Annotated in this window: 12 protein-coding genes; 4 read left to right on the top strand and 8 right to left on the bottom strand. The window is 45.5% G+C overall.

The features are described 5' to 3' along the window. The first annotated feature begins 211 nt into the window (after window positions 1-211). Window positions 212-1,807, top strand: a complete 1,596-nt coding sequence (recD, locus tag KRX19_11095; protein ID MBV7435565.1) for an exodeoxyribonuclease V subunit alpha — start codon at window positions 212-214, stop codon at window positions 1,805-1,807. Window positions 1,808-1,849: 42 nt separating this feature from the next. On the opposite strand, the gene KRX19_11090 is transcribed toward recD, so the two are convergent. From KRX19_11090 to KRX19_11080, 3 genes are all read right to left on the bottom strand, one after another. After that, complete coding sequence (locus KRX19_11090; GenBank protein ID MBV7435564.1) at window positions 1,850-2,233, bottom strand: DUF883 family protein; 384 nt, start codon at window positions 2,231-2,233, stop codon at window positions 1,850-1,852. 113 nt (window positions 2,234-2,346) lie between these two features. Next, window positions 2,347-3,540, bottom strand: coding sequence for a hypothetical protein (locus KRX19_11085; protein ID MBV7435563.1), 1,194 nt, complete (start codon window positions 3,538-3,540; stop codon window positions 2,347-2,349). After that, window positions 3,540-4,109: a copper chaperone PCu(A)C gene (locus KRX19_11080; protein MBV7435562.1), complete on the bottom strand. Its 570-nt coding sequence runs from the start codon at window positions 4,107-4,109 to the stop codon at window positions 3,540-3,542. Before KRX19_11080 ends, KRX19_11085 begins: the two co-directional genes overlap by 1 nt. A 157-nt stretch (window positions 4,110-4,266) precedes the next feature. Between KRX19_11080 and KRX19_11075 the strand changes: the two genes are divergently transcribed. From KRX19_11075 to KRX19_11065, 3 genes are all read left to right on the top strand, one after another. Further along, window positions 4,267-5,949 (top strand): chloride channel protein, encoded by a 1,683-nt coding sequence (locus KRX19_11075; GenBank protein ID MBV7435561.1) that lies wholly within the window; start codon window positions 4,267-4,269, stop codon window positions 5,947-5,949. A gap of 165 nt (window positions 5,950-6,114) precedes the next feature. Further along, window positions 6,115-6,603: a cytochrome b gene (locus KRX19_11070; GenBank protein ID MBV7435560.1), complete on the top strand. Its 489-nt coding sequence runs from the start codon at window positions 6,115-6,117 to the stop codon at window positions 6,601-6,603. Window positions 6,604-6,723: 120 nt separating this feature from the next. Next, on the top strand, window positions 6,724-7,266 hold the full coding sequence (locus KRX19_11065; protein ID MBV7435559.1) for a YceI family protein: 543 nt from the start codon (window positions 6,724-6,726) through the stop codon (window positions 7,264-7,266). A 65-nt stretch (window positions 7,267-7,331) separates the two neighbouring features. On the opposite strand, the gene KRX19_11060 is transcribed toward KRX19_11065, so the two are convergent. The 5 genes from KRX19_11060 to alr all read right to left on the bottom strand — a co-directional run bounded on the left by KRX19_11060 (window position 7,332) and on the right by alr (window position 13,286). Next, window positions 7,332-7,886 (bottom strand): ComF family protein, encoded by a 555-nt coding sequence (locus KRX19_11060; GenBank protein MBV7435558.1) that lies wholly within the window; start codon window positions 7,884-7,886, stop codon window positions 7,332-7,334. A gap of 234 nt (window positions 7,887-8,120) precedes the next feature. Further along, window positions 8,121-9,944 carry a glutamine--fructose-6-phosphate transaminase (isomerizing) gene (gene glmS, locus KRX19_11055; GenBank protein MBV7435557.1) on the bottom strand — a complete coding sequence of 608 codons (1,824 nt, stop codon included), beginning with the start codon at window positions 9,942-9,944 and terminating at the stop codon, window positions 8,121-8,123. 3 nt (window positions 9,945-9,947) lie between these two features. Beyond that, complete coding sequence (gene galU, locus KRX19_11050) at window positions 9,948-10,826, bottom strand: UTP--glucose-1-phosphate uridylyltransferase GalU (GenBank protein ID MBV7435556.1); 879 nt, start codon at window positions 10,824-10,826, stop codon at window positions 9,948-9,950. 17 nt (window positions 10,827-10,843) lie between these two features. Further along, window positions 10,844-12,220 carry a DNA repair protein RadA gene (gene radA / locus KRX19_11045; protein ID MBV7435555.1) on the bottom strand — a complete coding sequence of 459 codons (1,377 nt, stop codon included), beginning with the start codon at window positions 12,218-12,220 and terminating at the stop codon, window positions 10,844-10,846. Beyond that, window positions 12,213-13,286 (bottom strand): alanine racemase, encoded by a 1,074-nt coding sequence (gene alr, locus KRX19_11040; GenBank protein ID MBV7435554.1) that lies wholly within the window; start codon window positions 13,284-13,286, stop codon window positions 12,213-12,215. Before alr ends, radA begins: the two co-directional genes overlap by 8 nt. Between the last annotated feature and the right edge of the window lies 1 nt (window position 13,287).

Below are 13,287 nucleotides of genomic sequence, written 5' to 3'. Positions count from 1 at the left end.
TAGTGGCCGCCCCGTGAAGCGAGAGGCGTATTATAGACATTTCTCATGCCTACGCAAGCCCTTCACACAAAAAAATATCAAAACTTACATTACACCATGTTTCTGTTGCAATTTTATTTCGAAACACATCCTATCCAGCGTTTTTATGAATAGTGATGCACTCATTTCGGCGTTATTTTAGAATGCTCTTTTCAATATCACGATAGTAAAAATGAAGGCATTAGCAACATACTGGCTGGATAGGCTGAATATTGAGGATGAAGCACGGCGCTCTTCATTCATTTTCACTATAGAACAGCTTTTTGATTCTCTAGCTAATGGTGATACGGCAATTTTTGATAATCGCCTCTCTAAAGATATGTATCTCGTAATAGATACTAAACGAGCCGAGTCAGGGGCTTTCGCTCCAGTTGTATATGACGACGGTATGGCTTGGCTTTATCGCAGCTGGTCAGCCGAGTACCAGCTGGCTAGCCTTATCAAAGCCAGAATTGCACTTCCTTCAAATCCTCTCCCCTCTAATATCGATACTTTTACTGACAAGCTGTTCCCGGAACAGGCAGCTGCTGTACGGCATGCTGCTTGCAATCATTTAACATTAATCAATGGTGGACCAGGTACAGGTAAGACTTTTACGGTAGCAAGGCTTGTGCAGTTAATACATTCATCATCACCGGATACAAAGATTGCGCTTGCCGCACCGACTGGAAAAGCGGCCAAAAGAATGGAAGAGTCTCTACGGGCAAGTATAGCAAGCTCAGCAGAGACTACTCCTCCCCTCACCGCACAAACCTTACATAGATTATTAGGTATCGGCACAGACGGCACGCCTTTTTATCACCAAAGCCATCATTTACCATTCGACGTTGTCATCATTGATGAGGCTTCGATGCTTTCTTTGGACATGGCATTTATGCTGTTTGCAGCAGTCTCACCACAAGCCAAGTTAATATTACTTGGTGATGCAGATCAATTAGCTGCCGTTGACCCCGGGGCGGTGTTACACGATTTAACACATCACCCAGTTATGCAAAATTCACTGATAACCTTGCAGCGATCATCACGCTTTAATGCCGAAGCAGGTATTGGAAAAATTTCAACTTTGTTACAGCAGGCCACTTTACCAGAAGACTTACCAGCTCCTTTTTTTGAGACACTGAATACTTCACCGGATATCAAATGGATCTCTGAGTTTGAACAGCATATTTATCAGGATCTGTTTGAACCATATGCCAACTATATAAACGCATTAGAAAAAGAGCGAGATGCCCAAGCATTACTAAGGATATTTGATCAATACCGCATTTTATGCGCTAGCCATCACGGCCCACTCGGCGCAAAGCAGATTAATCGTGCGATGATGCAATTACATAAAAAAATACAACACGAACCGCTGGATGCAAACGTATTTCACGGTATGCCCATTATGATTACAGCAAATGATTATCGACAAAATATTTTTAATGGAGATATCGGCCTGTGCTTACAAAAAGGCCAAGAATTGGCTGTTTTTTTCCCTGGCATGGCTGATCCAATACCTCTTGCACAAATCAATCCTGCAAAATGGCTGCCTGCGTATGCATTTACCATCCATAAGTCACAGGGATCAGAGTACGAACATGTCGCCATTGCACTAAATAAAAGCCAACACTTATGCAGCAAAGAGCTACTTTATACAGGCATCACAAGAGCCAAGAAGCGCTTAAGTATTTATGCGAGCGAGACGGTACTCAACGGTGCACTCATGAACCCGATTAAACGCTCTACCGGCCTTGGTGTACTGCTTAACAAAAAAGCGCCTGCCTAAGGCAGACGCTTTTGACCAACCTAATGTTTTAAATTATCAGGTTTAGAACAGATCGCGGTAACGGCGACGCAGGTTGTCCAGCTGGTTGTTCGAGCGCTCGCTAACCAAGTAGCAAACCAAACCTACAACACCGATCAAAGCCAGTGCTGATGAAGTTACGCGCCATGGGTGCTCTTGAGTGTAATCAAGGGTATTGTAATATACCTTTTTGGCATTACGGCGAGTTTTGCTCAGCAATGCACGACCTTGAGATTGTGCTTCATCCCACGCATCTTCCGCGCTGTCTTTGAAATCTTCGTAGCCTTCTTCAGCACGATCTTTCAGATCAGCAGCGATCTTATCAATAGAAGAACGAGCTTCTTTGGCAAAACCTTGTAATTCTTTGAATTCAGCTTCAAGTTTCTCAATTCGTTGTTCAGTACTCATGCTCTACTCCTAGTTGTGATTTTGCATTGATATCGTCAAATAATGACACTTAGAGTATACGCGATAAAAAATAAAAACGATCAGATCTATTTATTATCATAGATTAACCTGCATTAGTGGCAGAGTGTTGCAGAAGCCCCCATAATGACCTTATCTGGATTTGCAATGCCACCGAGTTCAAGCTCGGAAAAACCGCCTCCCTTCAGCTCAATTGCATACAGAAATGGTGTGCCATCCACCGTCAGCAAGGCTGTTTTACTGTCTGCTGTAATAAAAACCTCTTGCACTGTGGACGGTAATGCAATCTGAGCCACACGATTTAATGACCCCGCCTCATAAATTTCTGCGTTTGACTCACCTGCGACCAATAATCTTTGATCGAGCCAACCAGTAGCAATATGTTTCACCCCAGCAACCGACGTTTTAACTACCTCAGTTAAATGAGGGGATGCAACGTCTATACGCAAGCCCTGGCCATCCTGCGCAAAGACCCAAAGATAACGACCTCGAGCACCAGCATAAGGTCGCACTAATGGCGATTGATGTAGCAAAAATGGTTTTTCGACCCAAGCAGCTATTGTCATATCCCATAGTTTAAGCTGATATTGATTATTCTCATCGGCAAAGCCTATAAGAAGGTATAAGCCATCTGGAGTACTGGTCAATGGTGCAAAATCATGTGCACCTACAGATAAAGGATAGTGGTATAAAGTTGGGTTTTGCTCTGCTTCGGTCAATGCCCACGCAGTTAATTGATTATGCTCGCCATCAATTAACCATAATTTTTGTAAAAACGCGTCATATAACATGCCATCCAACACTGCTACACCAGCATCGACTGTCTCGATATCATTTGAAATAATATCAACTCTACTCACGAAACCATCACCCCATACAAAAAGCCAGTGATGAGCATCGCTGTATTGCCATGCCTGTATTCTATGCGGAAGGTTAAGTTGCTGCTCGTTGTGATTAGCAACATCATGTATATGGACGACAGTGTCATCATAAGCGCTATAGAACAATTTCCCCTGCGTTGCGCTCAGTGCCCAAAAATAAGGGGGCGCCTGCAGTGTTAATGTCGATACCTGCCTATGCTCAAGTAAATCGACAACAGCAACACTTGCTTTATTTTTATCACTAACGAATGCATAGCGGGTAGGCGCGCTGACGTCAAATAAAGAGCTCATCACTTGCTCTGGAGTGACCGCTGAAAAAGACCTCATAAACCAAACCGCACCAGCTATGCCAATAATCGCAAAAATTGGCAAGCTGATACGGCGAAATTGCCTAAAGTACGTGAGCATTATGACTCGTGCTTATGACCTTTGTGATCAGCGTCATCGTGATGATGCTCGTGACTGTGTTCCATATCTCCATGCTTATGGCTATGATCCATATCACTATGCTCATGATTGTGATCCATATCGCCATGCTTACCACCAAAGTGCTCCATCACATCATCAACGCTTAGTACTTCTGCTTCACATGATGCTGTCTTGCCGTTGGCAAAGGTAAAAGTCATTTCATATTCACTACCAATTTCAGGAGCTTTGGCAATATCCATGACCATGACGTGATAACCACCCTTTTTAAAAGCTGTCTCACCCGGCTGCAGTTCAAGTTGTTTAATCTCCTGCATTTTCATCACACCATCTTGATGAGCCATTTCATGCAACTCAACATGATCACTCAGCGATGCAATAGCGGCTTTTTCTAAGACTACTGGCTGTTCTGTCTCATTATCAAAAGTAACAAAAGCACCTGTCATGTGCTTTCCAGGCAGCACTTCCTGAATGATACAATCATTAACATCAACATCATCGGCAAATGCCAAGCCACTGACTAAACCCAGTGTTATCATGAGTGTACGCATATGTTTCTCCCTTACTTAAAATTGATACCACAAAAATGCGCTATATACCTAACGGATCTATGCGGTATCACCTATAATATACTTTAACAATTATCCATACAATTTTTTGTTTTATCAAATAATGACTCGGATTTTCACCATACTCATCAGTTACTTGATGCCTGTCATCATTGGAATACTTGTTGCTATGGCGACTGGTATTTTTAACCAGATGGTTCGCTTTCTTAGCATGTCATGGCAAAGTAATCAGCTAGCCTTCATTCTTGATATCAATGAGGCATGGATACGAGCATTAGTCCCTATTATTGGTGCACCCTTCCTCATTTACATCCTGCATCAAATCCCAGATAAGCGCCAGCATAGCCAAACAGATATTATCGAAAGTATCCATATTAACCAAGATCGCTTTAGCCTACGTTCATCATTTTATTCTGTAGCCGGCGCTTTAGTCTCACTCGGAAGTGGATATTCCGTAGGCCAATATGGACCTACTGTACAATTTGGCGCAAGCTTAGGCTACCTTTCCAATAAATTTGCCGTTTTTAAAGACCATTACATGCATGTATGTATCGGTGCAGGCGTCGCAGCAGCTATTGCTGCCATTTTCCATGCCCCAATCGCAGCCGTCGTCTTTACTCATGAGGTTATCTTCCGATTTTTCTCAGTTCGCGCTGTTGCTCCTATCACAATCAGTGCTGTAACTAGCTACATTTTTGCCAGTGAAGTATTCCATATTTCGACCTTTTTAGGTAATGACAATACATATATCACAACACCAGCCACACATATATCCGTCGCCATTAGCGCTGTGCTTGCTGGTATTGTTGGTACAATTTTTATCAAGAGTACAATTACCACTCAGGTTGTACTCGCCCGACGTAAAACCAGTGTTGCAAAAAAAATATCACTGGCCGCTATATTAATGGCTCTCACGGCCTACTATATCCCGGAAGTTATGGGTGTTAGCTCCTACTTTCTACACAGCATCATCAATAATTATCAGATAACCCTGACTCTACTACTCATTGTATTTGTTGCAAAACTGGCAATCACCATTTGCACAGTAGGGCTTGGCGTCCCCGGTGGCGTATTCTCACCAGCCCTGTTTCTTGGAGCTGTACTTGGTGCAATTATTTCGGAATTATCGACAATTTATCTACCTGTAGAGTTTCACGATAGCGGTCTGCTAATCATAACGACTATGTCAGCCATGGCTGGAGCGATCATGGGTGCACCCATATCCATGATATTGATCTGCCTTGAAATCACGGGGAACTTCGGCGTCACATCCGCAGTCATGCTTGGTGTTGTTCTATCCAATATTCTTGCTTACCGCGTTCTAGGGGTTAATTCCTACTTTGATGCTCAACTTAAGGCCCGTGGTATCAATATGTCGATCGGGCGAGATATGCTGTATTTAGAGCGTCGTAGAATCATGCCTCTGGTTGATACTGAATTTCCATATATCAGTGGTAATACAGCACTTAAAGACGTAGAGATACAACTCCTAGAGCGTCGCCAAACAACAACCTATCTTGTCGATGATGAAGGCCACTATATCGGCCGCTTGACGCTACTTGAAGTCCGGGCGCAACTGCGCCAAGCAGAGAATACTGACAAGCTTGCCAGTGAATTTGCAATGCAAGATGGTCAGTGCCTGTACCGATTAAGCTCTATTTGGGAAGCTGTCGAGCTGATGGGGCAATTTGATGGTACTCATATCCCGGTACTTGAAAGCCCTGAAAACCCTAAATTACTCGGCGCACTTTATGAGTCCCGACTGATTAAGGCTTATCTCAGCGATATTCAGCAGCTACGGCGCAGAGAGCAGCATAACTGATCTAACCCACTCAACCTATTCCCATCATTTGGGTTACACAGCATTCATTGGGTTGATAAAACTTCGTCGTTATAATGCGAGCAAAAATACAACCCTATAATCTTCATCATGATTGCAAATAAACCAACACACTATGGATTAGTGCATATATTGTTGCACTGGAGTATGGCGGCCATTGTCATATTCCTCTTTACCAGCGGCCTATATATGGTCACCCTTGGATATTACGATGCCGGATATAACGCATGGCCACAGTGGCATAAGTCATTTGGCATTGTACTGCTTACATTATTGATCCTACGCATTCTGTGGATCATTATCCACCCTAAGCCCTACCCTTTACCCAATCATACACGTTGGGAAGTCGCGATGGCTCATACGACACATGGCCTGATGTACTTGCTACTGCTAACGCTGGTTATCACCGGATATTTGATTGCCACAGCCAAGGGCAGCCAAATAAATGTTTTTGGTTGGATAGAACTACCACCTATTATCAATGCAGATAATCAGGCAACCCTCCTCGGGACAATACATCTCTATGCTGCTTGGAGCTTGATTGTACTCGTCAGCTTGCATGCCTTAGGCGCGATTAAACATGCATTGATTGATCGTGATACGACCCTGAAGCGTATGTTACTACCCAAGCCATAGATAAGCATAAATCCGCGCTAATCAGCTGAAAATGTTTAACTTTGGTAACAACTTTATACTTGAAAGAGAATCGAGCATCATTATTATAGTTAATGCTTTTAACTAAGGAGACCTTCTATAATGAAAAAATTGGCACTGACAATTGGTACAGCATTATTTGCTCTACAAGCACAAGCTGCACCTGAGCAATATGAAATTGACCCAGGCCACTTTGTGATTCAATTTAAAGTTCCTCACCTTGGCTATAGCTACGTCATCGGTACTTTTAACGATCTACAGGGAACATATACTTACGACAGCGACACTGGTGAAATAAGCAACGTCGATGTCACTGTCAACACTGAGTCACTAGATACAGACCATGGTGAACGCAATAAGCACTTACGTGGTAAAGACTTTTTGAACACCTCGGCAAATGCTACAGCGACATTCAAGTCTACTGGTTGGGCTGATGGACAACTGAGCGGTGAATTGACTGTAAATGGTGAAACTCAGGAAATCACTTTACCAATCACAAAAATAGGTGAAGGCGAAGATCCATGGGGCAATTACCGTACAGGCTTTGAAACAAGCTTTGATCTGGACTTTAACGACTACGGTATCCCCGACAAGGTTGCTAAGTCCGCTGAAATCTATGTTGCTGGTGAAGGCGTTAAGCAATAAGATTCCTCTATTCCCTCAAGGCCACTCTTTTCAGGGTGGCTTTTTATTTTTTATGATAAAAACCTTTAACGCGCAGCAACAACCAATACACTAACTTTTTCAGCACCACCGGCCAATAGTATTCTGGAGGCTTCGCTCGCGGTGGCTCCGGAAGTGAATACATCATCAACCAACAAAACACGGCCAAAAACCTGCTGACGGCCAGACTGAAAAGCACCGGCAATATTGCGCTGCCGATCAGTATCAGACAACAGTAATGACTGAGGAGAACGCCTAGCCTTATACAAAGCAGACTTTACGCAAGGAATATTCAATGCCGTCGCTGCAGCATTTCCCAAATAATGCGTCTGATTAAACCCCCGCTGAATAAGCCGTGAGTATGACATCGGCATAGGGACAACCAAATCAAATTGATCTGTAATGGATGATGCCAATTCGGCAACCCAATTTTGTAGCACTTTAATCGCCAAACGTGATTTACCGTACTTTACTTGCAGCAGTACATCACGAACGATACCTCGATAACGGTGTGCAATATAAACGGCTTTAAACGGGCGCGGTTGAGCAAGACATCGTCCACAAGGGATTGATGAATCAGCAATAGGCTGTGCACAAGTCACACAATGTACCCCGATAGATTGCACTTTTCTATGGCAATTACCACAAAGCCCCTCATGCTCGGAAGGCTGAGAGCAGACAATACAATACCTATATCGACCAAACACAGGAAAGACCTATTTTTATGCTCAAGGTAGTGACACAGACACCAAAAAATTTATCTAGCCCATTTTCTGCTGGGCCGTAGCGTATATAAAAAGCCGGATAAATCATCCGGCTTTTTATAGTAAATCCAACTATTCAACTGTGACTGATTTAGCCAAGTTTCGTGGCTGATCAACATCAGTACCCCTCTGAAGTGCGACGTGATAAGCCAGCAATTGCAAAGGAATGACCGCTGCAACGCTGGCTGTTACATCATCGAGTTCACCCAAAGAAATAACAAGGGCATCAGGCAAAGCTGAGGTGTCAATCCGTTTGTCGGCAAAAATCAATAGTCGTCCACCACGCGCCTGCACTTCTTGCAAATTGCTCAAGACCTTTTCAGCAACAGCATCAGCTTTAACTACCGCAATAACTGGCATATGCTCATCGACCAGCGCCAGTGGCCCATGCTTTAGCTCTCCAGAAGGATAGGCCTCTGCATGAATATAGGATAATTCTTTGAGCTTCAATGCGCCTTCCATCGCAATTGGATAGCACTCACCACGACCAAGGAACAAGCAGCCATGCTTGCCCTCAAGTAATTTTGCAGCTCGCCCTATTTCCTCATCAAGTTGTAGCAGCGCTTCTGCATGTGTTGGCAAATGACTAAGCGCCTCAATCACATCAGCAGCAACCGGTTTATTATTTGCCTGGCGCAAAAGTATGTTCAATAGATGCAATGCTACCAGCTGGGTAACAAAGGCTTTTGTCGATGCAACACCGATTTCACGACCTGCACGTGTCAGTAATACATGCTCCGAGGCACGTACCAACGCACTACCCGGCACATTACATACAGCAATATAACCACAATATCCTTGTTGCTTTGCTTTTCTCAACGCAGCCAATGTATCCGCAGTTTCACCTGACTGCGAAATAGCGACAAATAACGTACCATCCTGCACCGCAACATCGCGATAAAGATATTCACTGGCCACTTCAACCTGAGTAGCAATGCCACTACGTTCCAAATGGTACTTAATCACTAAACCTGCATGATAGCTGGTACCGCAAGCGATAATATGAATCTGTTTGACCTTTGCCAGCATATCGAGCAAAGCAGGGTCAAATGACGCAGTATTGAGCTGACCATTGAGTAGACGCCCTTCAAGGGTTTCAGCAATGACCGAAGGCTGCTCAAACATTTCCTTCTGCATAAAGTGCTTATAGCCATTCTTGCCAGAAATTGCTGCACTTTGATCACTTTCTTCTTCTGGCCGCGTCACTTGCTCTCTATGAGCATTATAAATGGTATACCCCTCACGACGGATCACAGCAACATCATCTTCACCAAGGTAGACAAAACGCCGTGTCACCGGTAATAAAGCATACGTATCAGAAGCAATAAAGTGCTCACCGAGCCCCACACCAATCACCATTGGGCAGCCACTACGTGTGATGACCAACTCATCAGGGCGATCAGCTGCACTGACCACCAAGGCATAAGCACCATCCAAATCTCGGCTGACAACCTGCACCGCTTGTAATAAATCTCCGCCATTATCTTGATAATGCTGATGGATCAAATGTGCAATCACTTCGCTATCTGTCTGAGAAGTAAAGGTATAGCCTTTTTCTTGCAACAACGAACGAAAATATTGGTGATTTTCAATGATACCGTTGTGAACAACAGCAATTTTATTACAACTTACATGTGGGTGAGCATTTGCTTCACTGGGTACACCATGCGTCGCCCAGCGCGTGTGCGCCATCCCAGTAAAGCCAGTCAGGGTTTCAGCTTTAGCCTTTTCAGCCAACTCAGCCACTTTACCCAGCGCACGGCAGCGCTCAAAACCCTGATCACCACAGACAACCAACCCGGCAGAATCATAACCGCGGTATTCCAGCCTTTTTAGTCCTTCAATTAAGATAGGGACCACGTTGCGTTCAGCAACCGCGCCAATGATTCCACACATCACTTACACCTCTAATTTCTTCAAAAATTCAGCAAAACCTTCACCGAGCTCTGCGTGACGCAAGCCCATTTCAACGTTTGCTTTTAAATATCCCAACTTGTCACCACAGTCATAACGCACACCGTCATATTGATAAGCAAGTACTGTTTTTTCCTTGATCAGTTGTTCAATAGCATCTGTCAATTGAATTTCACCTCCAGCACCTGGTTTCGTCTCAGCGAGAATATCCATAATTCTGCCTGGCAGGATATAGCGACCGATGACCGCTTGTCTCGAAGGTGCATCAGCTGGATCCGGCTTTTCAACAATTGCCTCAACTGTACAAACTTGCTCATTGATGCGCGCACCTTCTGTAATGATGCCATAACGCTTAGTATGCTCTTGAGGCACTTCTTGCACACCCAGAACACCCTGCTGATGCTTATCGTAAACCTCAACCATTTGCTGCATTACTGGCTTACCATCGTTATAAAGCAGATCATCGGCAAGTAACACGGCAAAAGGACGATCACGAACGATAGGACGTGCACACAATACAGCATGCCCTAAACCAAGAGCCAATTCCTGGCGGATATATACCACGCGCATATCATCAGGTTTGATCTCACGTACGATCTTAAGGAACTCTTGCTTATTGCGTTGTTCCAACTCACTTTCAAGCTCATAAGCCACGTCATAATGCTCTGTGATCGACCACTTATTACGTCCGGTGACAAAAACCATCGTACGGATACCTGCAGCATAAGCTTCATCAACCGCATATTGGATCAGTGGCTTATCAACCACTGGCAACATTTCCTTCGGACTCGCCTTGGTCGCCGGTAAAAAGCGTGTACCAAACCCAGCAACAGGGAAAACGGCGATATTAATCGCTTGTGTCATAATTGCACTCCTAATGATTAATCAAATAACAGTTGCAGGGCATCATCCACTGTCGCAACCGCTTCTACAGTCAAACCAGCTATCTTAGCATGTGGCGCATTTGCCTGCGGGACAATCACGCGTTTGAATCCGTGCTGCTTCGCAGCTTTTAGCCGCGCTTCTCCATTGGCTACAGGGCGCAGCTCACCAGATAGCCCCACCTCCCCAAATACCACCGTATGCGTTGCGATCACGCGGTCACGTAAACTAGAGCAAACCGCAGCTATGACCGCCAGGTCTGTTGCCGTCTCACTCACTTTCAAACCACCAACCACATTGGCAAACACATCCATATCATGGGTTGCGACACCTGCATGACGATTCATAACCGCGAGCAGCATTGCCAAGCGACCGCCATCTAATCCTAGCGTCACCCGTCGTGCATAACTGCCACCCGTCGTATCAACCAGCGCCTGCACCTCAACCAACAATGCACGGCTCCCTTCCCATACAGGCACAACCACACTACCCGGCTGCTGACCATCAGGGCGAGACAAAAAGATAGCAGATGGATTATTCACTGGCTTCAAGCCGCCTTCGAGCATCGCAAACATACCCAGTTCATTGACAGGTCCAAAGCGGTTCTTCACTGCACGTAACATCCGGAACCGACTGCCCGCCTCACTCTCAAAATACAGTACCGTATCCACCATATGCTCCAGTACTCGAGGCCCGGCAATAGCACCTTCTTTAGTCACGTGGCCAATAATGAATACTGTCGTACCGCTACTTTTTGCAAACCGTACCAGCTGTGCGGCAGACTCACGCAATTGACTTACCGCACCGGGTGCGGCACTAAGAGCATCGCTATATAGCGTCTGGATCGAATCAACTACCAAAACTTGTGGCTTGTGTTCAACAGCAGTGGCCAAAATCTTTTCCACCTGTGTTTCGCTAAACAGGACGATATCATCGCGTGACAGCCCCAAGCGCTCAGCGCGTAGGCCAATCTGGCGCGGTGATTCTTCGCCACTGACATAAAGACAAGCGTGCGATTTAGCCAAGTGCGCTACTGTTTGCAGCAGCAACGTCGATTTACCAATGCCCGGATCACCACCGATCAGCACTACGCTACCCTTGACTAAACCTCCACCGAGCACACGATCAAACTCGCTAATGCCACACGGTGTCAGCGTTTCTTCAAACAATTCTATTTCATTAAGCCGCTGCACCTGGCCAGCAGCAACACCAGCATAGCCACTACGCGCCCCACTTTTAGCACCTGATGGTGGTGCAGCGACTACCGCCTCTTCCTCAAGGCAGTTCCATTGCCCACATTCGTGGCACTGTCCCTGCCATTTGGGATAGTCCGCAGCGCAGTGCTGACAGACAAAACGCGATTTAGCCTTAGCCATTGACCACCTCACGATGCACCCGGGCAGTTAACATAGTCGTCAGTGTATAAGGAATAGTCTGCGCCGCTTCAGCCACCAGCTCTACAGCGTGCCCATCACCCCATAGCACTACTTCATCACCGGGTGATACACGATCATCACCCAGCCATACCAATGCCATATCCATGGCAATACACCCAACCAGTGGATAGGACTTATCATCAATACGTACCATGACTTTGCCACTGGGAATCGTACGGGAGAAACCATCACCATAGCCCAGTGCAATCGTCGCTAACTGTCCATGAGATGGTGCAACAAATCCTTGCCCGTAACCAGCGCTCTCACCTGCTTGCAACAAACGTACTGCCAAGACTTCTGTACGCAAGCGCATGACCGGATGCAAACCAAAATCTGCCGCCGTTGTATCCGCAATGGGCGACATACCATACAACGCCAAGCCTGGCCGTACCCAGTCCGCACATACATCATCCAGCTGCAGTAACGCTGCAGAGTTGGCAAGACAGCGCATCCAACCTTCAGGCAAGACCAAATCATCCAAACGTCTTAATTGCATTAATGCATGGCTGTGATCAATCTCATCAGCACAAGCAAAATGACTGACAATCCCAAGCCACTCGATATGCGCCAGTTGCTTAGCAGCAACAATACTTTCCTTCATATCTGTAGGCTGAAAACCTAGGCGATGCATACCACTATCAACCTTAAGCCATGCCTTGAGTGGATACATAGATTGCATGCGTAGCCATTCAAGCTGGCGCAAATCATGAATTACCGGGATAAAATCTTCCCGGGCACACAAGGCAATTTCATCAGCCGCAAAGATCCCTTCCAGCAAAACAACCGGCTGAGCTGCGCCCAATTTGCGTAAAGTAACAGCCTCCTCAATACAAGCCACAGCCAATTGTGGTGCTTCACTCAATGCCGGTAGCACATGCTCCACACCATGCCCATACGCATTGGCTTTTACCACTGCAATCACTGAAGCTGGCTCTGCACGCTTACTCAATTCACGTAAATTATGGCGTAGTGCTGCAAGATCAATCTCAGCTCGTAATGGGCGCATC

Source organism: Cardiobacteriaceae bacterium TAE3-ERU3 (genome assembly GCA_019218315.1).
Taxonomy (GTDB): Bacteria; Pseudomonadota; Gammaproteobacteria; order Cardiobacteriales; family Cardiobacteriaceae; genus JAHUUI01.
The sequence above is the reverse complement of the archived record's forward strand: the minus strand, read 5'-3'. Positions and strand labels throughout refer to the sequence as shown.